The 21155-nt window shown below is 62.9% G+C and carries 29 protein-coding genes; 20 read left to right on the forward strand and 9 right to left on the reverse strand.

Annotated features, from left to right (window positions below):
- The first annotated feature begins 145 nt into the window (after nucleotides 1-145).
- The 8 genes from KBY57_RS10080 to KBY57_RS10115 all read left to right on the forward strand — a co-directional run bounded on the left by KBY57_RS10080 (nucleotide 146) and on the right by KBY57_RS10115 (nucleotide 3277).
- Nucleotides 146-742 carry a thermonuclease family protein gene (locus KBY57_RS10080; protein ID WP_254995711.1) on the forward strand — a complete coding sequence of 199 codons (597 nt, stop codon included), beginning with the start codon at nucleotides 146-148 and terminating at the stop codon, nucleotides 740-742.
- Nucleotides 743-987: 245 nt separating this feature from the next.
- The gene (locus KBY57_RS10085; protein ID WP_254995713.1) at nucleotides 988-1218 is read left to right on the forward strand and encodes a hypothetical protein; all 231 of its coding nucleotides are present in this window, start codon (nucleotides 988-990) and stop codon (nucleotides 1216-1218) included.
- 92 nt (nucleotides 1219-1310) lie between these two features.
- On the forward strand, nucleotides 1311-1559 hold the full coding sequence (locus tag KBY57_RS10090) for a DUF1651 domain-containing protein (protein WP_254995714.1): 249 nt from the start codon (nucleotides 1311-1313) through the stop codon (nucleotides 1557-1559).
- 17 nt (nucleotides 1560-1576) lie between these two features.
- On the forward strand, nucleotides 1577-1867 hold the full coding sequence (locus tag KBY57_RS10095; protein ID WP_254995715.1) for a hypothetical protein: 291 nt from the start codon (nucleotides 1577-1579) through the stop codon (nucleotides 1865-1867).
- 62 nt (nucleotides 1868-1929) lie between these two features.
- A complete protein-coding gene (locus KBY57_RS10100; RefSeq protein ID WP_254995716.1) occupies nucleotides 1930-2112 on the forward strand; it encodes a hypothetical protein in 183 nt (60 codons plus the stop codon).
- Between the two features lie 56 nt (nucleotides 2113-2168).
- On the forward strand, nucleotides 2169-2330 hold the full coding sequence (locus KBY57_RS10105; RefSeq protein ID WP_254995718.1) for a hypothetical protein: 162 nt from the start codon (nucleotides 2169-2171) through the stop codon (nucleotides 2328-2330).
- Between the two features lie 251 nt (nucleotides 2331-2581).
- Complete coding sequence (locus KBY57_RS10110) at nucleotides 2582-2815, forward strand: hypothetical protein (protein ID WP_254995719.1); 234 nt, start codon at nucleotides 2582-2584, stop codon at nucleotides 2813-2815.
- 90 nt (nucleotides 2816-2905) lie between these two features.
- Nucleotides 2906-3277 carry an AbrB family transcriptional regulator gene (locus KBY57_RS10115; protein WP_254995720.1) on the forward strand — a complete coding sequence of 124 codons (372 nt, stop codon included), beginning with the start codon at nucleotides 2906-2908 and terminating at the stop codon, nucleotides 3275-3277.
- 210 nt (nucleotides 3278-3487) lie between these two features.
- Here KBY57_RS10115 and KBY57_RS10120 read toward each other — a convergent pair whose 3' ends face one another.
- On the reverse strand, nucleotides 3488-3763 hold the full coding sequence (locus KBY57_RS10120) for a hypothetical protein (protein WP_254995721.1): 276 nt from the start codon (nucleotides 3761-3763) through the stop codon (nucleotides 3488-3490).
- Nucleotides 3764-3854: 91 nt separating this feature from the next.
- Complete coding sequence (locus KBY57_RS10125) at nucleotides 3855-4418, reverse strand: WYL domain-containing protein (protein ID WP_254995722.1); 564 nt, start codon at nucleotides 4416-4418, stop codon at nucleotides 3855-3857.
- A gap of 22 nt (nucleotides 4419-4440) precedes the next feature.
- Between KBY57_RS10125 and KBY57_RS10130 the strand changes: the two genes are divergently transcribed.
- On the forward strand, nucleotides 4441-4653 hold the full coding sequence (locus KBY57_RS10130; protein WP_254995723.1) for an STAS-like domain-containing protein: 213 nt from the start codon (nucleotides 4441-4443) through the stop codon (nucleotides 4651-4653).
- 31 nt (nucleotides 4654-4684) lie between these two features.
- Nucleotides 4685-5032 (forward strand): MerR family transcriptional regulator, encoded by a 348-nt coding sequence (locus tag KBY57_RS10135; protein ID WP_254995724.1) that lies wholly within the window; start codon nucleotides 4685-4687, stop codon nucleotides 5030-5032.
- Between the two features lie 4 nt (nucleotides 5033-5036).
- Here the strand turns inward: KBY57_RS10135 and KBY57_RS10140 are convergent, their stop codons facing one another.
- Nucleotides 5037-5558, reverse strand: a complete 522-nt coding sequence (locus KBY57_RS10140) for a GNAT family N-acetyltransferase (protein WP_254995726.1) — start codon at nucleotides 5556-5558, stop codon at nucleotides 5037-5039.
- Nucleotides 5559-5661: 103 nt separating this feature from the next.
- Complete coding sequence (locus KBY57_RS10145) at nucleotides 5662-5997, reverse strand: hypothetical protein (RefSeq protein WP_254995728.1); 336 nt, start codon at nucleotides 5995-5997, stop codon at nucleotides 5662-5664.
- 97 nt (nucleotides 5998-6094) lie between these two features.
- Between KBY57_RS10145 and KBY57_RS10150 the strand changes: the two genes are divergently transcribed.
- Together KBY57_RS10150 and KBY57_RS10155 are read left to right on the forward strand one after the other, a co-directional pair.
- Nucleotides 6095-6703 (forward strand): hypothetical protein, encoded by a 609-nt coding sequence (locus tag KBY57_RS10150; RefSeq protein ID WP_254995729.1) that lies wholly within the window; start codon nucleotides 6095-6097, stop codon nucleotides 6701-6703.
- Nucleotides 6704-6965: 262 nt separating this feature from the next.
- Nucleotides 6966-7916: an ArdC family protein gene (locus KBY57_RS10155; RefSeq protein ID WP_254995730.1), complete on the forward strand. Its 951-nt coding sequence runs from the start codon at nucleotides 6966-6968 to the stop codon at nucleotides 7914-7916.
- A gap of 53 nt (nucleotides 7917-7969) precedes the next feature.
- Here KBY57_RS10155 and KBY57_RS10160 read toward each other — a convergent pair whose 3' ends face one another.
- Nucleotides 7970-8350, reverse strand: a complete 381-nt coding sequence (locus KBY57_RS10160) for a type II toxin-antitoxin system PemK/MazF family toxin (protein ID WP_198953915.1) — start codon at nucleotides 8348-8350, stop codon at nucleotides 7970-7972.
- Nucleotides 8351-8358: 8 nt separating this feature from the next.
- Nucleotides 8359-8508, reverse strand: a complete 150-nt coding sequence (locus tag KBY57_RS10165) for a hypothetical protein (protein ID WP_158217095.1) — start codon at nucleotides 8506-8508, stop codon at nucleotides 8359-8361.
- 311 nt (nucleotides 8509-8819) lie between these two features.
- On the opposite strand from KBY57_RS10165, the gene KBY57_RS10170 reads away from it, so the two are divergent.
- Nucleotides 8820-9032, forward strand: a complete 213-nt coding sequence (locus KBY57_RS10170) for a hypothetical protein (protein WP_254995731.1) — start codon at nucleotides 8820-8822, stop codon at nucleotides 9030-9032.
- 334 nt (nucleotides 9033-9366) lie between these two features.
- On the opposite strand, the gene KBY57_RS10175 is transcribed toward KBY57_RS10170, so the two are convergent.
- Nucleotides 9367-10140, reverse strand: a complete 774-nt coding sequence (locus tag KBY57_RS10175) for a hypothetical protein (RefSeq protein ID WP_254995732.1) — start codon at nucleotides 10138-10140, stop codon at nucleotides 9367-9369.
- A gap of 170 nt (nucleotides 10141-10310) precedes the next feature.
- On the opposite strand from KBY57_RS10175, the gene KBY57_RS10180 reads away from it, so the two are divergent.
- Together KBY57_RS10180 and KBY57_RS10185 are read left to right on the forward strand one after the other, a co-directional pair.
- Entirely contained in the window at nucleotides 10311-12617 is a 2307-nt protein-coding gene (locus tag KBY57_RS10180) for an AAA family ATPase (RefSeq protein ID WP_254995882.1), read from the forward strand.
- A 643-nt stretch (nucleotides 12618-13260) separates the two neighbouring features.
- The gene (locus KBY57_RS10185; RefSeq protein ID WP_254995733.1) at nucleotides 13261-13554 is read left to right on the forward strand and encodes a hypothetical protein; all 294 of its coding nucleotides are present in this window, start codon (nucleotides 13261-13263) and stop codon (nucleotides 13552-13554) included.
- Nucleotides 13555-13587: 33 nt separating this feature from the next.
- Here the strand turns inward: KBY57_RS10185 and KBY57_RS10190 are convergent, their stop codons facing one another.
- Entirely contained in the window at nucleotides 13588-14649 is a 1062-nt protein-coding gene (locus KBY57_RS10190) for a DUF4145 domain-containing protein (protein WP_254995734.1), read from the reverse strand.
- A 150-nt stretch (nucleotides 14650-14799) separates the two neighbouring features.
- Here KBY57_RS10190 and KBY57_RS10195 point away from each other — a divergent pair, with 150 nt between their 5' ends.
- The 5 genes from KBY57_RS10195 to KBY57_RS10215 all read left to right on the forward strand — a co-directional run bounded on the left by KBY57_RS10195 (nucleotide 14800) and on the right by KBY57_RS10215 (nucleotide 18787).
- Entirely contained in the window at nucleotides 14800-16074 is a 1275-nt protein-coding gene (locus KBY57_RS10195) for a vWA domain-containing protein (protein ID WP_254995735.1), read from the forward strand.
- A gap of 397 nt (nucleotides 16075-16471) precedes the next feature.
- The gene (locus KBY57_RS10200; RefSeq protein WP_254995736.1) at nucleotides 16472-16912 is read left to right on the forward strand and encodes a hypothetical protein; all 441 of its coding nucleotides are present in this window, start codon (nucleotides 16472-16474) and stop codon (nucleotides 16910-16912) included.
- Nucleotides 16913-17098: 186 nt separating this feature from the next.
- Complete coding sequence (locus tag KBY57_RS10205; RefSeq protein ID WP_254995737.1) at nucleotides 17099-17257, forward strand: hypothetical protein; 159 nt, start codon at nucleotides 17099-17101, stop codon at nucleotides 17255-17257.
- Nucleotides 17258-17260: 3 nt separating this feature from the next.
- Nucleotides 17261-18094 (forward strand): M20/M25/M40 family metallo-hydrolase, encoded by an 834-nt coding sequence (locus KBY57_RS10210; RefSeq protein ID WP_254995738.1) that lies wholly within the window; start codon nucleotides 17261-17263, stop codon nucleotides 18092-18094.
- A gap of 264 nt (nucleotides 18095-18358) precedes the next feature.
- Nucleotides 18359-18787, forward strand: a complete 429-nt coding sequence (locus tag KBY57_RS10215; protein WP_254995739.1) for a hypothetical protein — start codon at nucleotides 18359-18361, stop codon at nucleotides 18785-18787.
- A 25-nt stretch (nucleotides 18788-18812) separates the two neighbouring features.
- Here the strand turns inward: KBY57_RS10215 and KBY57_RS10220 are convergent, their stop codons facing one another.
- Nucleotides 18813-21089 (reverse strand): AAA family ATPase, encoded by a 2277-nt coding sequence (locus tag KBY57_RS10220; protein WP_254995740.1) that lies wholly within the window; start codon nucleotides 21087-21089, stop codon nucleotides 18813-18815.
- Nucleotides 21090-21155: the final 66 nt, after the last annotated feature.

Raw genomic sequence — 21155 nt, forward strand, 5'->3', positions numbered from 1 at the left:
CGCTGCAACGGTTTTCAATCGATCCGTGCTGGTCTGATGGCTGTGGCACACGACATCAGCCGAATGCTCGACTGGGTTGGCATCAGCCTTGCGGAAACGGGATGAATGGACTTTCAGTCAGCCCTGGGGCTTGGGTTGGCTGGGCGTGCAAGCAAGCCTGGCTCAGCCGCAAGGTGTTACGGCCACGGTGCTCTCCATTGGTGATGGCGACACCATCCGCGTACGCCAGTCTGGCCGGGCGATGACCGTACGGCTGGCCTGCATCGATGCCCCCGAAACCGCCCAGAGCCCCTACGGACAGGAAGCCCGTCGCTACCTGCAGCAGCGCCTGCCGATCGGCCGCGAAGTTGTCATTGCCGTCAAGACCACCGATCGCTACGGGCGCACGGTGGCGGAGGTGTTCAGCGGCGTGAACATCAACCTGGCCATGTTGGAAGACGGGCAGGCCTTTGCCTACCGCCAGTATCTGGGGGGCTGCGCTGCCCGCGAATACCTGGAGGCAGAAGAGCGCGCCAACCGTGCCGGTCTGGGTATCTGGCAGGTGCCCGATGGCATCACTCGCCCCTGGGACTTCCGCCGCGGTCGCCGTTCAGCGGCCATCCCCGATGGCACCACCCCGGGCGGGCGCCGCTACCGCTGCAAGGAGATCGGCTCCTATGCCAGAGCACAGGAGCTGCTGCGTCAGGGGCACACCTACCTGGATGGGAACAAAGACGGAGAAGCATGCGAAGCACTCCGTTGACATTTGCCCTTTGCCATGTCGCGCAACTGCATTATTGGTTTTTACAGAAGTCCTGTGGCAGCAATGGTTTGCCTGCTTGATGTAGTGGATTTGATACAGCCGCAGTCATTCCAACCGTTTCACATTCTCAGCGCTTTAAAGCGAGTGACGGCGAGTGACAGAAAGGATCGTTCACAATGGGTCCAGCACCCCAACCAGGGCTTCTCATGGCAGATCACGACGGACGCAAGCTCAGTGTTCGGGAGATGATCAACGCTCACCTGTTCCCGCTGTTGGCCGTGGTCGCCACAGCAAGCTCGGTGTCGATCGCCCTGTCACTGGGCCCCATTGCTGGCCAGTCCTCCCGCTGGAACCAGTGTTTCGATGCTGGGTTGGCGTGGCTCGAGCGCAGCAGCCCCAGCATCAAGGGCGGCGACCGCACGGCCATTGCGGCCAACTTCTGCAATGGCGGCCTGCCCAACAAACCTGTCCGATAAAGCAAGTCGCCGCGAGTGCCCGGGCTGCACTTGGTCACTCAATACTGATTTGAGGCAGCCGGTGCTAGTACTGATATACTTGCCCCGTTGGGATGGAGAAGCAGGCCTGGATTCAGGACCCCAGGACCACCAACACGGCGCGGTTTCACCTGGACCCCAAGAGCTGGAGCGCCTACCCGATGTATTTCGTGGATGCTGGCCGCCCGCTTCCTGGCGCTCCACCGCTGCTCAAGACCCGCAGCCACCTACACCTGAAGCAGGCTCGGGAGCTGTGGAGGAAGCTCCAGCGGCAAGGGTGGAGGCGAGTCGCTCCCCAGTGGGGCGCAGAGGTTGATCCATAGGTGCTTAGCGTTGGATGATGAAGCAGCTGCCCGGTAAAGCAAGGCCGAAATGGCTGGTGGCGGTTGGTCAGGGCATCGCGGTTGTGGTGTTTATCGCCATAACCGCCAGCATCCTTCCGGTGCTGCTGATCGTGAGTCTGCTGGCGGCCCTGTTGTTGATTCCTGTTATGCGGCAGCTCCGCAAAGAGGTGGAGCGGACTGCGGTGACCCTCAACACGCCCTCCAGGGAGGAGATGGTCGACATCACACCGCTGCACCAGCGATTGCAGCGCGAATTTTTGACGTTCATGCGACGCTGCAGGCGGTAGCCGGCAGCGGGAGCTGTTTGGGCGACTCACTGCTTCCGCCTGAGCCAGCGGGCAAGCAGGGCATGTCTGACCTGCCCTGCGATCAGGGCTGCAGCCAGCACACTCATCCGACCCTGCGGATGCGTGGCGCGCATGATGCCCTTGGCGTGGCCCTCATCCATCGCCAGCACCAGCTGGATGCCCGCGCGCCTTCGTCATCGAAGAACACCGCGAATCTGGGCATCAAGGCTGGAAGCTCTTGGTGAGTTCTAGCTGGCAAGGCAAGGCACGACCTGTTTTGATGGGCGAAAGAACTCGACGGATGCGCTGCCAGCCTCGCCTTGACCAGGGTTTCACCGTCTACCAGCTACTGGTGAGCATCGTGGTTGTCGTGATCGCCGGTTCGCTGTGGATGGCCTACACCAGCCACCAGAAGCTCCAACAGCAGCAACGCTCTGCCGCCGCGCTTCTTTTCAACGGATGAAGCCACACGCCGCTACTGGGAAGCTATCGCCGATCAGGTCATCGACCGTGCTGTTGAGGCGGCTCTGGGGAATCTGGCAAAGCAGCCTCACAACAGTGCCATCCAGCTGCGCTGGCAACTAATGACGCCACCACCACCCGGATTGCAGCCGGGAGATCGGCTCCTCTAACCGCCCCCAGAGCTACCGGGCTAATGGCTTGCTTACTTGGACAGCAGCGGCGATGGGGGTGGGTCCGCGAAATGTTGCGGCGTTGAACAGCCAACAACAAGCAGCTGAGGCACGCTGGGAGCGGCTGCAGATCAGAGGAATGCCACGACTGCGTTACCAGCAGAACCCATTGCCGATCGGTCCGGAAGCGCCACCAGTCGAGCTTTACGGACCGGAACAAGCCAACCCGCCTGGTCTGCAGGTGGTGGAGCAAGGCAGGCTCGCCGTGGTACCGCTCGGCCCCTTGTTTGCAGACGCGCCAGCAGCAGAAAGCTGATCATTCATCAGATCAAGGACTTTTCTTTCGCTTGAACCCACTGGACAACCTGCTGGGGATTGGTATTTTCAAGGAAACTCCATTGGATTCATGCTTACTGGATCAGATCTGCTCGCCAAAGTCAAGGAGCTGGGCGATGTCTCCAAGTCAGAGCTCGTGCGTGAGTGCGGCTATGTGAGCAGCAAGAAGGATGGCAGCGAGCGCCTCAACTTCACGGCCTTCTACGAGGCCCTGCTCGGTGCCAAAGGCGTCAGTCTTGGTACAGATGGTGGCGGCCGTAGCACTGGAAAAGGTGGCCGCAAGCTGGGCTACAGCACCAAGGTTCAGTTCAACGGCAACCTGCTGGTCGGCAAGGCCTACACCGCCATGCTGGATCTGCAGCCCGGCGATGAGTTTGAGATCAAGCTCGGCCGCAAGCAGATCAAGCTCATTCCCATCGGTGGTGCTGACGAGGAGGAGTGAGCTGAGAACAGCAGCAGCAGCGGGATGTGAGCGTTTGTTGCGCACGTCTGCCTTGCTTCTTGGTTGCTTTCAGAGTGAGGCTCAGGCGCCAGCGATGCAGGTGCCGGCATGAGCGCCAGCCACCCTTGCCCGGCCGCTCCAGAACCCCCCGCTCACCCCGGGGGGTTTCTGTTGTCACCTGGCCGGGGCGTGCTCCTGAAGTCTTGTTTCTCAGCGCGGCAGCGGACAGAGCAACGGTCCCGGCACACGGCAGGTGCGCCAGTCGCCATTGCTGCTGCACACCTCCACCCCGATCAAGCTGGCGGGATGGTCGGGCTCGCTGAGATCGCCGATCCAGGCGATGGCATCAGCAATGGCGTCATCAAGGGAGCTGTACTCAGCGTCGAGCTGACAGTGGGGCTGGCAGCTGCCGTCGATTAGGCGGTAGCTGCGCTCGATGGGCTGATAGGCCTTGCGATATCGAGCTGTGGATCCGATTGCCTGCATATCCGTTCTTCTTGAAGCATCACCATGGCCACCAGCAGGTGGACCTGGCTGTATCGAGCGGAACGTTTTGATGTGTCGTTACAGCTGCTCTTCAGTCGCGTCTTAGGCGACTCGAGAAAAAGCGTCGGTTGCCGCTGAGCTGCTCTGGTTCGGTGGATTGGCCTGCGTGAAGCAGCCCATTCGCATCCATCGCCTCCCGGCTGCGCTGCACCAGCTCCTGTCTGAGCGCTTCAGGGCTTTCGATGCGGATGCCGCCGCCAAAGGCAAACAGCCAGCTGCGCAGGTCGACATCAGCCGCCACGGTCCAGGGCGGCAGATCCAGCTCCACTGGATAGGGATGACTGGAGTCGGAAGAGCCAGGCTCCAGCACATGGGGCGCCTTGGGGTGGTGCCACCAGCTGTCGCCGGGGAGCGGCTCAGAGAAGCGGGTTTGCTCGATCGGGTAGCGCTGCAGGCCCTCACGGATGAAGGCAAAGGCCCAGGGGGCGCAGGAGAAGCGCAGGGTGATCAGCGCCTGGCTGCGGCGTGCGGCAGACGGGCTGGAGATGGCCAGCTGCTGGTCCAAATCGGCCCCGAAGTAGATGCCGCCGCTGTGGTGCAGCAAGCGCTCCAGCCTGTTCACCGCGGCAGCGTGTTCGTCGCTGCTACGGCGCAAGATCCAGGGCCTCCTGCCCGCCATGGACGGTGAGCCGCTGATCCTCGATTTCTCCGCCGTCAAATCCGCCGCTAGCAGCTTCCTCGATGAGCTCCTGGGCCGCCTCGCCGATGAAGACCCACGCGGTCAGGCCGTGTTCGACGGCCCGGTGCGCATCCAGGGAATGACGCCCACCGTGCAGGCCATGGCGAATGTGGTGGTGGCGCAGCGGTTGGGGCAGCAGATCCGCAGCTGACGGTTTTGACGGTTTGGCATAGGATCGGGTCATGAGCACGATCAGCCCTGCCCTTCTCGACGATGTGACCGCTGTCCTGCGGGATGCAGGCCGCTCCGATCTGGTTGAGCGACTCGTGGCCAGCACTGAGGCAGACATGCTGACAAGCAAGCAAGCGGCAAGCCTGCTTGGTGTGGCATCCGCCAATACGGTGAAGAACTGGCTGGAGGGTGGTTACTTCCCCGGTGCCTTTCAAACCCCCGGCGGCCACTGGCGCTTCCCCCGAGAAGAAGTCGAAGCCGTCAAGATGCGCATGGAAGATCTTCGTAACCGCAATCGACACGGAGACCTCATGCCCGTTGGAGAGGATGAGGACAGCGTTCATCCACCTCTGCCCTGAGATTTCAGGTCAGGATCTTGCGCATCGTCAGGATCGGATCACCCTCATCTCGCTGGGATGGGCCACCAGGATCCTCCGCAAAGCCAACCTTGCGGTAGAAAGCCATCGCCACCTCGTTGGTTGAACGCACCCAGAGACTGAGGCCAACACAACTCTGTTTGGCCCGTGCGATGTCCTCAAGGACAGCCATAATGGATGCTGCGTAGGTCTCTCCGGGGGCCAGTGGATTCTGGGTGCCCCGAAACGCCTGGTCAACACCGATCATGTAGATCACCAGATATCTGGCCTTGGCTTCACTGGCATCGTCCGGATGGGGCTGCTTGCCGAAGTCAAAGGCGCAGTAACCCACAACTGGACAATCCTCACCAACTCGGAAAACGTAGGTGGGTGGAGAGGATCGACCCTTATCGGCCTTGAACCATTTGCGACTGCGAAAGTAGTTGTCGGCAGTTTCGTAACCACATGAGAACTGATCAAGAAAAGGATCGTCTGGCAGCGCGAACTCGAAAAATATCTCTCCCGCCATCCGAAGTGATCACCCGCTTGTCAAAGTATAGCGGCGAAAATTGTGTCGAGATCTTTGATGCGGAGGAGGCCCGTCCTTTGGATCTCTCTGTCCCTTTGTGCCTTCAGCTGAGATCAAGCACCGTCCAAGTGGTGCTGGTCGCCGGCCCGCAGGCCATGCCGCAGCTGGTGATCTCAAAGGCCACCCAGCCCGGTTTGTCGACACTCCTCAGAAAGGCCTCAACGTCGACGCTCTCGTCCGCAGTGTCCTGAGTGGCCACGTGGGCAGCCCATTGAGGCTGGAGCTCTGCTGACAAGAGCTCTGGCTCCTCCGGCACCTCGTTGCACCAGAAGCCACGCACCGTTGAGGCGTTGGGCTCTCCCGTGTCTTTGAACACCGGATGCCCGGTAGCCGGGCAGAAGAAGTTCCAGTCGTCGCGTTCCAGTTGGATCAGTTGCATGGCCTTGCTGGCGTGTTGGTGCCACTGTTGATCCAAGGACCTGTTCTGGGGCACTAAGCCGTGCGAAAGACCAGGATGGCAATGCTTCCCACGTGCCATGACGGCAGTAGACCCCAGCTCTTCCCCTGACATCGCCGCTGCACAGGCAGCCCGCACCATCGCGCTGCAGATGCTCGAGGAGCGTGGCCGTGGTGCGGTCCTCGTGGGCGTGGCTCGCGTAGATGCAGCCCTGGAGCATCTGCTGCAGGCGGTGATGTCCCCGTCAAGCACCAAAAGCGACGGCCTGTTCCTTCCGGAGCGACCTCTTGGATCGATCGGCGCCAAGGTTGCCCTGGCCAGCCGGCTTGGGTTGATCGATGGACCGGTGGAGCGGGCTCTGAACGTGCTGCGCAAGTTGCGCAACGCCTTCGCCCACTCAGCGGAGTCAGCCTCGCTGGGGGATCCAGCCCATAGCTCGCGCCTGGCCGAGCTGTACGCAGACGCGCGGTCTAACCCGCTCTGGAAACCATTGGAAACAGTCTTGGCCGCCCAGCCGCCTTCTGCCCATGGGCCGCTGGAGCCCGCATTGCGCGATTACATCCTGCTGATCACGATCCTTGTGGCTTTCCTGGAGGCCACAGCCCAGCAGCTCCAGCCAATTCAACCGCCGGTTGTGATGCGTTTCTCGGGCGTCTGCCGAATCAACGGCACGACTCAGGGCTACTGACCACACCCTGTCGCTGAAAAGAACATCGCGCAGGATTCCTCAGCGTGCGCGGCCGCGCAAGGGCTGTGCAAGCCGACCCGCCGCAGGCGATGAGACGCCCAGGGCACTGGGTGTTGTGAGTGCTGTGGCCGGCCCATGACGCTGGTCGCGCTGGCGCTTGCGGTCCTGCGCTTGCCCACACGTGGCTGTTGCTTCCCGATCACGCTCTGGCCGGTCTTCCAGAGCTGCTGCTGCTTCCAAGGTCTCGCCAGAAGAAAAGCTGGTGGCCTCGCTGATCGCCCTTCTTGAGGCAGGCACCACCCCCTGGCGGCGGGAGTGGGATGCCGCCGCTGGCGGTCACCACGTGAATCTGCTTTCGGGGCGCCGCTATCGCGGGGCCAATCCGGTGTTGCTCAGCCTGGGCATGCACCTGCGGGGATCAGCCCTGCCCTATTGGTGCGGCTTTGCCGAGGCCAAGGCGCTGGGGATCTTTCCCCGCAAGGGCAGCAAGGCAGTGCACGTGCAGCGGCCCCAGGTGCATCAGCGGGGTGAGAGCCGGCTGGTGGAAGCAGCTTCTGGCGAGGGCTCTGGCCATGCCGGCGCTGGAGAAGCCACAGCTTGCGGCGATGCCGCCAGTGCTGGGCGCAGCTGGGTGAGCTACCGGCCGGTGGCGCTCTTCAATGCCGCGGATCTGGAGGGTGAGGCTCTGGAGGGGCTGATCCAGAAGCGGCGGCAGGCAGAAGGGCTTGCCGTGAAGCCCGAGCCGGAGCGGCTGGCAGCGGCAGAAGCGGTGCTGAGCCGCTGGCCCGTGGAGGTGCGGTTTGGCGGCGATCGAGCCTGTTATCTGCCGGGGCCCGATCGCATCCAGCTGCCGGAGCGTGCCGCCTTCCACTCGGCTGGGGCCCTGTATTCCACCTGGGCCCATGAGGCGATTCACTCCACGGGTCACAGCTCCCGGCTGGCCCGGGATCTCTCCGGCGGCATGGGGGCCGATGGCAATGGCGGCCGGGCCTATGCCCGCGAAGAGCTCGTGGCCGAGCTTGGCACGGTGCTGCTGGGCGATCGCCTCGAGATCGGCAGCGCCATGGCCAATCACGCTGCTTATCTAGGCCACTGGGTGGAGCTGCTCAAGGAATCGCCGCGGGTGCTGCTGCAGGTGCTCGGCGATGCCCGCCGGGCTGCTGATCTCATCTGCCCGGAGGCACCGGAATCGGCTGGGGCTTGCCTCTGTTGAGGCTGGTAGCAAAGGCCCAGCCACTGGCATTCACCTGCTGGCCTCGATGGGCTTTAACTCAGGCCGCCGATGGTCAGAACCACCAACTGGCGCAGCAGCTGCAGTTCGGCTGGTGTGATTGTTGACTTGGTGGCTGCGGTGATGCGCGTCTTCGCCACGCAGGTCAGGTTCTGCGGGAGCAGGTAACTCACCTTCTTGCAGCCGTTGCTGGGACTGGGCTGCAGCACCACCGTCAGATCGGGGATCGCCAGGGCAGGGTCGCCTGTCATCGGCACCACCAGCACCGTGGGGTAGGCGGGGTCAAACAGCTCGGTGTCCTGCACCACCACTGCCGGGCGGAGCTTGTTCGGCTCAGGGGGCTGGGGATCCTGGGCTGGATCGTCTGGATCCTTGCGCCAGTCAACGGTAACGATCTGCCCGGCCTTGAGTTCCACGCTGGTCTTCAGCGGGAGATGGGCTCAGGAGTGGCCCAGTCGTCAATGAAGGCTTTGGCTTCAGGGTCAGCGGCAATGTGCTCGGCCACCGTTTTGCTCTGGGCCCGGATGCGGGCCCGCAGGGCATCCATGGCGCTCACCGAGCTGCTCACAGCCATGACCCGTCTGCCACCGCGCTGCCGGCGGCGAATGGAGAAGGGAGTCCCAGGCTCTTGAGTGGCTTGGTCGGCTGGGGTCATGACGGCAGCGGCTCTCGCCAACCGCAAGGGCTGAGGCCCCAACGTTAATCGCCGTTTCACCATCGCGCTCCTTGGATGCCAGTCCCTGGCGCTGGCGATCACGCCACCCGGCCTGCCCCGGCACCCGCGCCGCGCAAGGGCTGACGCAAGTCGCTGCGCTGCGCTCCACGACCCTTGCCCGGCGCAGGCTTCACCGGGGAGCAGAGGCGGGGTCGTTCGCCAGCACAGCCATGGCCGCCACTCCTCTCAGCAGCACCTGCCCGATCCGCATCATCTCGGTGCATCTCCTTGATACCGCGGGCCGGTTGCTGCGGGTGCTGTTCCTCGATCGCGAGGGCCACATCACTGGCCAGCCGCACTACCTGCCTCGGGAAGAGGCCCTGATCCTGGCCTCCAATCAGCAGCGGGTGCTCGGTCCCCAGGCCGAGGTGCGGGTGCTCTGATGCTCGGGCCCGGCTGATCGGCCATCGCCCGGCGAATCACACTCGCCGGGCTCTCCAGGACCAGGAGCGTATCTGGCTGCCATTCAGGCATCGACAGCTGCGCGGGCTTGCCGATAAAGGGGCGTTGGGCATCAAGGTTCAGGGTCAAAGCGCGAATGGCTGTCAAGAGGAAACCGGACCCTCGCCAGCATCCAGGCGTAGCTGAGTGAGAGGCCCCAGCATTGAGGCTGATGGTGCCTGTGACGGGAGTGCGATGTGGAGGTTGCAGAGTGCAGACACCTGCTCGCCCCTCTCCGCCCGAAAGGCAGCCAGTCGTCAGCAGCCAAGCTGCGCGTCAATCCTCATCCAGGTCTGAGCAGGCGATTTTTCGATGCAGCTGGGCCTCCAGCTCCTTGATCTGCGGCGTGCCGGCGAGCTCAGGCCGCACCAAAAGCCAGAGACGGTCGCTGATTGGATCTGGAGGCGGCACCGCGATCAGCTGCGCATCCTGCCAGGGAGAAGACTTCAAAAGAGAACGATGGGCCGGCAGCAGCAGGGGCTCCCGCCTCAGCAGCTCCACCAGGTCCCCTGCGAGGCAGGTCTCGGTGTTGCGCACTTCCATCAGCGCCTGCCGTCTGAGCTGCTCGTCCAACAGCAGCTGGCAGCTGGCCGGTGGGAGCAGAAACAGCGGCCGCCGCAAAGGATTGAGCTGGGGTGGGCGGCTCAGGTGGCGAGCGGCGTAGAGAAGCTGCAGGTCCTGACTGCCGAGGGGGATTGCCTCCAGTTCTGCCGAGTCCAGTCCCAGAAGGGCAGGGTTGCGGGCCCCGGTGCTGACACCCTTGATGCTGGCCAGGCTGAGCAGCCCGGCATCAAGGGTGCCGCGCCTGAGCTGCTGGCCAAAGTCCTGGGGCGAGCGGAAAGCCGTCGCCAGCTCCACGCAACCCTCTGCTGCCAGCAGATCGCCTAGCAGGTGCTGATGCAGCGGGTCACTGCCAAGCCGCAGCAACGGGGTACCTGCCAGGTCACTGGCTTGAGAGGAGTGGGGGCGTGGGCTGTACTCAGCCCGTCCTTGCAGCTGCTGGTTGCATTGGCCAGCAGAGATTGGAAGTTCGATGATCTGCGCCAGCACGCCTGCTGGGAGGGCATTACCTAAGCCTGATGATCAAAGTTGCCTGGTGTCCAGCATCAAACTGACAGGCACCACCTTGTAGCAACCGCTACCGGCTTTGATGGTCTTCATGGGCGGGATTGTGCAGCTTGGGACTGCACAATTTCAGGGGATTGTCCTCCTCAACGCCCGTGGCAGCAGCAGAATCATTCTCCCAGTCTTCCCTTTCAGAGGCGCAGCCGTCACCCCAGAAGGCGCCAGCGCGGTTTCATCTGATAATTGGTTCAGCAGCCAGCGGCAAAAGCACAGCTGTTCGGATCCTTGTTCAGCATTTGCAAGCCCGGGACAGCCGCCCCATCCATTACATCTCCAGCCGAGAGATCCGAGATGAGCTCTATGGCAACCCCCAGCACCGCGGCCCATGGGCGGAAGTAGAAGCCGTCATTCACCGCAAGCTCTGTGAGGCCCTCAACGCAGGTGCAACAGCGATTGTGGAAGCCTGTTATGTCAAACGAGACTTTCGGCTGGCCATCACCCAGGCCCTGCCGCTGCCGGAGCCGGTGCAGTGGATTGGCTGGTGGCTTGATACACCTGTTGACCTGTGCCGGCAGTGGAACCAGCGACGCGAGCATCCGGTGCCAGATGGGGTGATTACCAAGCATTGTTCCCAGCTCATGCAGGCCGGGCCGACACCCCATCGGCAGGAGGGTTTTGCCCAGGTGGTTCGCCTCCAGACCGGGCAGGGCATCGCGCTGGAGGAGCTGATTCCGGCGCAGTTAGCGGCACTGGATCACCACATCCGCCAGGCCAGCAACCGGGATGCCAGCCACGTGCTGCACGGCTACTCGTGCCTGCTGGATCAAGAACGGCTGATCTTTCTGATCCGGCTGCTCAGCAGTCAGCCAAAACTGACAGGGACCACTTCTGAAGCCGGGGGAGAGCCGGGACAGCAGCTAAGGGCTGATGACGAGGCCGATCTGGCGCTGGTGGTGTCACAGGAACTGGCCGTTCGGCACGGGGCCTGTTTTGGCGATCCGCTGGCGGTGGCCGCCGATCTTGCCTGGCTGGAGGAGCAGGGATTCATGGCCGGCGCCACCCTGGCGAGCGATGGCTTGAGCGACAGGCCGCTATCGCCATTCGAACCACCTCCCTGGCCTGCCAGCAAGGCCCGCAGCACAGGGGGCTTCTCCCGGCTAGCGGATCGCCAGGCCTTCCAGCAGGTCTTCACGGTGCTGCGCCATCTGCTGCATCACCCGTTTGATCGCGCCGATGGTGTTCGGGTGCATCACCACCTGGCCCGCAGCCTCAACCAGGACGCCAACGGCGGCTACAGCGGATGGAGCGCCAGGAAGGTGCAGGACGTCATCACCCAGACGCTCACCCCCTACGGATTCCGCATGCCGGGTAGCAGTGGCCGTGGCGGCTACGCGATTGGCGCCTCTTTGTTGTCGGTGCCGCAGCTGCTGGAGATGTGGCAGCTGCTTGAGTTGCACGCCAACACACTGGGATTCAGCTCGGCCTGCCAGATCCGCACATCGATTCAGGACTCGCTGAAACGGGTGGGGGTAGAGCTTGAACAACAGCCGGTGGCACGCACCCTGCACTGGCCCTATCGCACGTTGGGATCGACAGAAGCCGTACTGGAAGCTGCCATTGAGAGGAGGCAGCGGGTGATGATCACGCTGCGCTCCCGCAGCGGAGAGCGCTCCAGCCCGCTGCAGTTGTGGCCGCTGCAGCTGCTGCTCGATCGCGGCTCCTGGCTTCTGCTGCACGAGCACGACAGCATCGGCCAGGCGGAGGGCCTGCTGGCCTGTGCGCCGCTCGCTTCTATCCACCTGATCCAGAGCGCCGCCCGGGCCGGCCGCAACCTCTCGATGCACCAGGCCGCTCTGCAGCGCTTCTCGCTGCTGCAGCAGCACTGCGGCAGCCTGCATCTGGGCAGCGATCTGGCAGAGCAGCTGGCCTTCTCCCGGACGATCGCAGCTGGAGAGCAGCCCGCACGTTCGACGTTGCGGTTCCGTTGTAGCCCGCAGGTGATGGCGGTGGTGCGGCAGGAGCTGGAGCGTTTTCTGCCTTGCAACCTGCGCTTGTCACGGCCGTTGCCTGGCCACAGCTGGGGTCGAACGGAATCGCAGCAGCTGGTGATGACCAGCGACGGCGATGTGTTGCACCCCTACCCAGTGGAGCTGGACCTGCCGGAGTGGGTGCTGCGCGACGACCCCGAGCTGCGGCGTTGGCTCTTCTCATTGGGTGCTGGCATCCGCATTGAGGCCCCCGCCTCGCTGGTGGAGGAGCAGCGCCGCTGGCTGGCCGCTGCACTCAGCGTCTATGAGCCAATGGCGGGGATCAGCCAGGAGGGGGAGCTGTTCAAACGCGATGAGGGCAGCGCTGGTGCTGGGTCTTCATCGCAGGGGGCAGTGCGGCGTAAACGCGTCGTCAAGCCACCCATCAGCAGGCCCTGGGGCCCCGTGCTGGGTGCATCGGCTAACAATCCGTGAAAGCAGGCTCCAGCACTGATGCCCTGGGCCCAATCAATGCCCACCTGATCATGGTTTCTGCTCGGTTGCTCCCAAAGGCAAGAGGTGGATGTCAGCTTTGTCTCTATCCCGTCCCATGCAGCCAGCAGCCTTGGACCCTGAGCAGCCTGATCAACCGCAACCTGCTGCTGAGGCAGCTCTCAGCCACACCGGTCTCGTTGAGCAGCAGCAGGCCAGCCGCGAGGCTTTTGGGCGGATGCTTTTGAACTGGCGGCTCCGTAACGGCTGGTCCCTTGATACCGCCTGTAGGGCGGCAGCAGATACCAATGTCGAGGCTCTTCCCTACGGCACCCTGGCCAAGTGCGGGAGAAGCGCCGCTCAGGCCTGCTCAAACCCAGCAGCCCGGTCACGTCCATGCCGACCAGCGCAGAGGAGCGATCCGGATGAACACGGCAGCAACCCAGGCCAACAACAACCAGACAACGATGAACGCTCAAACTAACCAGCCCAATCGTCACCGATCAGGCGATCAACCAACCCCGATGGAGCACCGAGCGGGTGGGCCAGTTTTCAGGTCGCCGGAGGGCCAAAACCAGATGTCACTTGACACCTGGGACCAGCCAAACCCCTCACCAAGCAAAGCCGACAGATTCTTGACCGCAGCTTGAACACCCCCAACAGCCGGCGGCTCAAAGGACATGGAGACTTCGAGGGTGTTGTGCGGGAGGTGGATCTCGATGCCCGTCGTTTCGAGATCCGCGGTCGCGGTGCCAGCAGCGGCATGCGCTACATCGACGAGCCGATCTACGACGGCAAGATCGTTGCCATGCTGAACGCCGCCGTGCGCGTTAACGGGAGCTACGAGGCGGCAGCTGATGAACAACCCAGGCTGGTGCGGGTGGAGCAGATCACCGTCCCCCGCGCACCGGATCAGCAGCTGGAGGTTGGGGTCGAATGATCTGAGTGCGTGAACCGCGCGGATGCCCGTGAATCAGGCCTTCAACCATGGATAGGCCTGCAACACGCGTTGCAAGGACGAGAGCATCGCCAGCACGTCATGCAGCTCAACCGGCATGACGCTGCCACCCCGGGGTGGATGGCCCATCCAGTTGCCGAAACAGCGCACCTGATGCAGGCACTGGATCACCCAGGGATGCACACCGCGTTGCTGTAGGCGTCGGATGCCCTTGTAGAGGGTGAGTTTCTCTGAAGACGCCTCATCGCTCAGGCTCTGCAGCACCAGTTGTTCCACCACCCGCCTGCTGTGGTTTCCCAGGGCCACCAAAGACGCTTCCTCACTGCGCAGCAGCATCAGAAGTTCGCGGATGTCCTGCGCCGCCTGCGACGAGGGCCGCGTGAATGGGCTGCTGCGGCTGCTGAGCAGATCCTGTAGGCCGCTGACGGCGGGTGAGGCACCAGGAAGTCGCAACCGCATTGTCTGGGGGGCTGGGCGCTCCAACGCGGCATCAATCGCCTCGCCGAGCACCTGCAGATGCGCATCCGTCTTGTCAAAGAGGATCAAGCGCTCCAGTTCGGGCACATGGCGGAATGCCTGGTGATAGGCATGCAGCAGATCGGGATAGTGGGCGACAACATCGAGCCCTTGATTGCCACTGCCCAGCAGTGGGCTGGCCACCGTGGCACAGGCGATCTGCCGCATCGGCAGCAGGGCCAACAGTGAAAACAGGCGGTTAAACGGTGGCCAGGGCAGCAGGTCATCCTCGTCAGACCATTCCATCAACCCCTCGATCACAGCGATGCGGCGAAAGCGGCTGAGCTGGTTGGGCTGATCGGGCCAATCCAGCTCTGCGCTGACCCAGCACTTGAGCGGACTGTTGCGCAGATCGAGGGCAATCGGGAGGGCCTTGAGCTGAAGGCCATAGGCCTCGTGCAGACGGCCGATCAGGGTGCCCGGCACCGGGGCATAACAGCGCTCAAAGGCCGACACCACCAGGAGATCGGCCGTCAGGCCAAGGCTCGGGAAGTCACCGGCCTGCAGCTCAACGGTGCTTCGCCCGTGAGCGGTCTCGATGTCGAAGAAGGTGAGCAGCACGGCGTGGGCGGCAGGGCCAGAGATGCCGCGGTGACTCTGGCAGCGGGTGGTAGCCGCTGCTGCTCGGCGACGTGGTTCGCACGAGCCCGGTCTTCGATCGCCTGCATTGGGCGAAGACTCCATCTCACGACCCTGTGCAATGCGTCCACCATGGCGATCGCCAAAATTCATCCCTCGTTGACCGTGCTGGCGGCTCGACCCGCTGCCTGTCTCAACGGCTGCCAGCTTGATGTGCTGGTGGAGCTCAACACCCCTGCGCCGCTGGCCTCGGCCCAGCGGCAACCGGTTGCGATCGCAATCGTGATCGACCGATCGGGATCGATGGCTGAGCACAAGCTGCAGGCTGCTTGTGCGGCCGCGCAACAGCTGGTGCGGCAGCTCTCTGCCCATGACCGTGTGGCGGTGATCAGTTTTGACAACGCGGTGGAGACCGTGGTGCCGTTGGGGCCGCCCAGTGAGGACGCCATCGCCCGCATCGATGCCCTGCATCCAGGTGGTTCCACCGCCCTGGTGGATGGCTGGCATGCCGGCCTGGAGGCCCTGCGGGATGGGCATGGGATTGAGCAGCACCACAAACGGCTCCTGCTGCTCACCGACGGCCAAGCCAACATTGGGCCGCGGCGTGGTGGCGATGTCGCACCTCTGCTAGGTCAGGCCTATGAGGAAGGCATCAGCACCAGTTGCATCGGCCTTGGCGAGGACTACGACGAGCGCTTGCTGAGCGCGATGGCCGAGGCGGGCCAGGGCAACCTCGTGCACCTCACCGCACCGCAGCAGCTGGAAGCCGTCTTCACGGCCGAACTCGAGGGCCTTCAGTTGGTGATTGGCCGGCACCTGCAGCTGCGCCTGCAGCCCGGGCCTGAAGTTGAGTTGACGCAAATTCACAACCCACTCGAAGCCAACGCTGAAGGCTGGATCGATCTGGGTGAGCTCCAGGCGGGCAGTACCCCCTCGCTGGCCCTTGGGCTGAACATGGCGCCGCGCCCATGCGATGGACCGGCCGTGGTGGAGCTGTTGAAGGTTCAGGCGCGTTGGCGCGATGCCGATGAACAGGTCGTCATGGTCGAGGCCCTGCTGCGGCTGCCGGTTCTGGAGCAGCCGGCCTGGGATGCGTTGCCGCTGGAGGAAGCGGTCGTGAGCGCGGTGCTGTTGCAACAGGCCGCGCGCCGCCGTCAGGAGGCGATGCAGAGCATTGACTGCGGCGATGAACACGCCAGCCGCATGGTTGTGCAACGGGCCCTCGACAGCGTGCGGTCGTTCAAGGGGAACAGTGCCGTGCAGCGGGAGGAGCAACTGCTTGGTGAGCTACTGGATCTGATCTCGACCAACAAGTTGTCGCTGGCGCGCAAGGTGATGGGCAGCCAGGCCTTCATGCGCGCTCGCGGACGCAAGCTCCGCGATCAAGAGGGTCGAGATGACCTCTGACCTCCAGGCGCACCTTCTGGCCGACCTCCAGCAGTTTGCCGTACCCCGCCATGCCCGCTGGGATCCGCTCGGGCTAATGGCTCGCCACCTTCACCCTTCATAAACGGTGCCAGTTGATGCGCCTTGGTTGTTTTGTCACTGCCTCGCTTCCCGATCAGCAGACGGCAACACAGGTTTGGTAGCGACTGCACCTGTGAATGAAGACAGGCGCTCTCGGCCATCATCAGCCCTGAGAGCCAGCCAAGGGGCAAGGGCTCTCAAGATGCCCTCATGCATTACATCAAGCCACACGCTCCAAAACTAAATGCAGCGGGGTAGCGTTGAGTGATCAGCCATGCCAATACCCCTTGTCAAACATGAAAGAATCTCATTTAAAGACATCCAGCACTGAGATGCCATGGCAAAAGCTCACATAGACGACGGGCAATCCCGCAAAAGCATTGCCGAGCTAAAGGCGAGAGAAGAGGCTGCATCGGAAAACCGGCGAGGCAGAGAGCTGCAGAAATCCCTCTATTTTACTCATAGCGAGTTCACTAAGCAGCATTGCCCCGAAGCACAAGGGCACTTCTGCATGCTTTGGGGAGACCACGGACATGGCGGTTACGACACGCAAATCAATGGTTACGTTCAAGGTGGCCAGCCAATGGATGAAGCGTTTGACTTGATGAGTATCTATCTCGATTTTGAAGAGGCGCGGAATCATCGCAATTGGGGTCAAATGAGACGGGCTGTCTCGGAGCTATGTCAGCTCCGCTCTAAATTTGGCTACAGCCAATCCAAAGAACGCTCGGCCCGAAGAGAACAAGATGTCCGTCATCAGGAACAACAGCTCAATTGAGGGGAAATCAAGAACCTTTGTCCTCGATTTCCCGAAGAATGATCACTGTGACGACATCCAGAAGGAGACAAGCGATTACCGACAGAGAGCCGATAAAGAACTTTGGGCTTGGTCGTTCGCACAAGCGATCTGAGAACAACAGTCTGGATAGCTTAAATTGATTCACGTCACTCATGCCGGTTAGCCATGACCCCCGACCAGCTCGATCAGATCGCCAAGGCTGTGCAGGACAGCCTGCTTAACAGCCTGGATCGTGAAATTCAATCGGCCACTGAACAGCTCGGCATTACCGAGGAGATCAGCGACGACGACTGGCAGACCCTTGTGGATCTGATTCTGGCCTGAGTAATGAACGTTGCCCTGCAAGCGCTCCTTCTGGCCGACCTCCAGCAGTTCGCCGTACCCCGCCATGCCCGCTGGGATCCGCTCGGGCTGATGGCGGTGCGCCAAGCGCTGCGTGAGCGCCTGGCTGCTTTGGGTGACCTTGAGGAGCACCGCTTTTGCCCTTCCGGCGAAGAAGGGGTGAACCTGATCCTGCGGCTGCCTGGCCGCGAGGCGCACCTCCCGCCGCTGCTGGTGGGCGCCCACTACGACGGCCCGCTGCACTCCCCGGGTGCCGACGACAACGCCAGTGGCGTGGCGGCGCTGCTGGAGCTGGCACGTCGTTGGGCGGCAGATCCGCCACGCCGGCCAGTGTGGCTGGTGGCGTTCGACCAGGAGGAGTGGGGAATGGTCGGCAGCGCGGCCCTGGCGCAAGAGCTCCGCCAAGCCCAGCAGCCCCTGAAGCTGATGGTGAGTCTTGAGATGCTCGCCTTCACCAGTGAACAGCAGAGCTACCCGGTGCCAGGAATGGAGCGGGTGTACGGGTACCGCGGCGACTTCATCGCTCTAGTGGCCAACGACGGTGCCGGCCTGCTGCTGCCGGGACTGGCCCGCGCGATGGGGCGGCACGTGCCCACCAAGGTGCTGCCTGTGCCCAGCGGCGGCCATGGAATCGAGGGAGTGCGCCTCAGCGACCACAGCCCGTTCTGGGATGCGGGCTACGACGCCATGATGGTGACCGACACCTCGTTTATGCGGAACCCGAATTACCACAAGCCCAGCGACACGATCGACACCCTGGATCTGCCCTTTCTGATGGCGGTGATCGATGGGCTGGACGAAGCGATCTCGGGCTGCTGAGCGGAAAGTTCGAATGACTCAATTGAGCGTCGTTCGCACGTCACCTCTCACGCATTTTGCCTGTTTCGATTGTGATGGTCTGATCCAATCGAGCCATGTCAATGAAATGCCGTGTCACCTGCTTTGTGGCAGGAAAGATCTTTTACGTCGAATGCTACGCCCGCAACTACGACGAAGCCAGAAGCGTAGCCAAGGCCCAGCACCCAAACGCCACGATTATGGGCGTCACCACCGTGTTCCGCTAAATCTGGGGGCGTCAACACTATGGACTATGTTGCCTATCTGAATCCCATTGCGATGGAGGTTCGCCAGCTCGTGCAGCGGAAGGTGCGAATCGTTGAGAACGGCTCTGCTTGCAACAAGTTTGACATCTTTGGTTTCTTCGACACCCACAAGCGTGAGTTGACAATCTGCACATCCCGGATCCTTCGCTTTGGTGATTCAGCGCGCCATATCAATGAAACGATCCTGCATGAATCGGTTCATGTTGCTCAGGCCTGCAAGCGAGGCTTTCGAACCATTAGCGCCCTTGGTATCAACTCTTCCGCCATGGTGCTAACGGCATCTCGCGAGCGTGATCTCAGACAGGTCGATCGATTCGGTCACAATCTCAGAGCGCTCGAGCGAGAGGCCTTCTGGATGGAGGACAAGCCAAACGAAGTGCTCTACGTGGTCAAGAAATACTGCTTTTAGGAGCAGAGAGTTTGGTGGTGGTGGATCAGGGTTTATCCCCATACAGATCCACCACTCCTTGGGCCTGCTGCAGCTGTTTCTCCCGCAGGGCGATGGGTTGCTCGATGCGGATGCCGGCGCCCCAGCGAAACAGCCAGTTATGTAGGTCCCAGTCGTGCGCAACGGTCCAATGGGGCAGGCGGAATTCCACGGGATAGGGATGGCTGTCACCGGCAGGATTGGGCGTGAGGATGCATCTTGTTCCCGGATCCTTGATGCCATCGCCCTGGATCGCTTTGGAGAAGGCGATGTGCTCCAGTGGATATCGACGTGGTGTTTCCCGGATGAGATTGAACACCCAGGCAGTGCAGGAAAAACGCAGCACCTGATAAGGCGGTTTGACGCTGCGGCCCAGCGCAGGCGCCATCACCGCCAGCTGGTCTTCGATGGACTCGCCGAAATAGACACCACCGCAGACGTCCATCAGCCGCTCCAGCCGCTCCAGGGCATGGGCGTGCTCCTGCTCGCTGTTGCGGCGGACGTTGCCATCCTCTTTCGTCAGCACCAGTCGATCGAGGCGCAGCACGCGGATCAGACCGAGGCCGTCGCCGCCGATCGGGGAGGTTTCAAAGGCCAGATACCAGCTGATGTTGTGGAAAATCAGCTGCAGGGGCCAGGCACGGAAACTGCCGTCATCGCCTCGTTTCCGCTGCTCTTCATTCACAACGTCAGGGGTATGGCGCAACCACACCCGGCGGCGGTCGCGGATCGCCCGTTCCACCCGGGGAGACAGCTCCAGGCTGGAGAGGGTGCCTGGCTTTTCTTCTGTGTATGAGCGGTGGGCCAGGGCCCGCCGGGGCTGGCGCAGCCGGTCGGGGTTTCCATCGGCGCTGAGGATGCCAGCGCGTTGGAGGCGCTCCTCAAGGGTGAGCAGCAGAGGCTTCTGCGATTGATCACTGAGGCGATCCTGAGAGGCCTTGAGCTGGGCGTGCACCTGCAGCAGTTGATCGGCCGACAGCAGTGCCGTGCCGATCGCGTAACCCTGGCGGCGACTGTGGGGGCGACCCTTGCCCTTCACGGTGGGCAGGAAGCCGTAGGGGGTCAACACGTGCTCGATGTCGTAACGGAGAGCCGCTTCCTGGTCGGGGCGGTAGCTCCCTTCGATCTCCTGGAGGTTGCCGATCAGATGGCGGTAGAAGGGGCCGAATTCCGTGCTTGCCCGTCTGGCCCGCATTGGCCTGGAGGGGGCAGGGGCGGATGGCTCCGGCTCCGAGGGCTCCCGATCTGATGCGGCTTCTGGGGCATCGAATGGATACTTGAGCACGTGGCGCAGCAGGGTGAACACCCGCCGGAACACCTCCTGGCTCGCCAGGGCGGGCTGGCCGCCGTTGACGTTGCTCCGGTCCGGGGGGCCGCCGCTGCCCAGCTCGATCGGCTGGTCGCTCTGCCAGTCGAGGCCCGTGAAGCCATTGGCCTCCAGCCAGGCCAGGTCGCCTCGGATGGCAGTGGCATCGGCGTAGCACTCGCTGTTGCCGCCGTGCACCTCGCTCCAGCTGCCGAGGTAGGCAGCGGCGCGCTCGGCCACATCGCCCTGGGGCAGTGGGTTGCAGATCTTGAGCAGCTCGGCCGCCGTGCCGGGATCGCTGTCGTCTAGCCCGTTGAAACTGGTGAGCAGGCGGAGCAGAAACAACAGCCGCTCCAGATCCAGCAGGCGTGAGTAGGAATGCAGCTGGGGGGTGACAGCACGCTGGCGGTTGAGGGCATTGCGGATGCGCCCATCCAGGGCTGCCAGACGGCCACGCAGATCGTCATCGCTGCCTTCTCCGTCGCCGGGGTTGAGGGCCACGATCGCCGCAAAGCCCTCGGCCCGATCCGGCCGAAAGAAGCGGTTGTTGAGGCTGGCGTGGAACTCCTCGATCACCGCCTCGGGCACGGGTCGATCACGCCGCAACGCCCAGGCCTTGCATTGCTCAAGGGGTGTGGTGAGCCACCAGCCGATCCACTCGACCGGCTGGGGCAATTGCAGCTGCTGGGTGTAGAGCAGCCGCCAGGGCCGGCGGGCGTGGGTGGCATCGATGATCACCGGCCGGCCGGCCGCCACCGCCGTCTGCAGACGTTGCAGCATCACGGTGCGGATCTCATCCCAGGGGCCCTGCACGGCAGCATCGCCAAACAGCTCCTCGCGGATCACATCGGTGGATAGCACCAGGCCCGGGCCGCCATCGGCCTCCGGAAGCAAGGGCGCTAACTGGTGCGCCAGGGTGGTTTTGCCACTGCCGGGCGGGCCGATCAGCAGGTGGCAGCGCAAGGGGGTGCCGGTCATCAATCCATCCTGCAGCGGGACTGGGGCACATGCCATGGGCTCCTGCGAATCACCGGCGGTCATTCG

Source organism: Cyanobium sp. Aljojuca 7D2, from assembly GCF_024346415.1.
In the GTDB taxonomy this organism is placed as follows: Bacteria; Cyanobacteriota; Cyanobacteriia; order PCC-6307; family Cyanobiaceae; genus Cyanobium_A.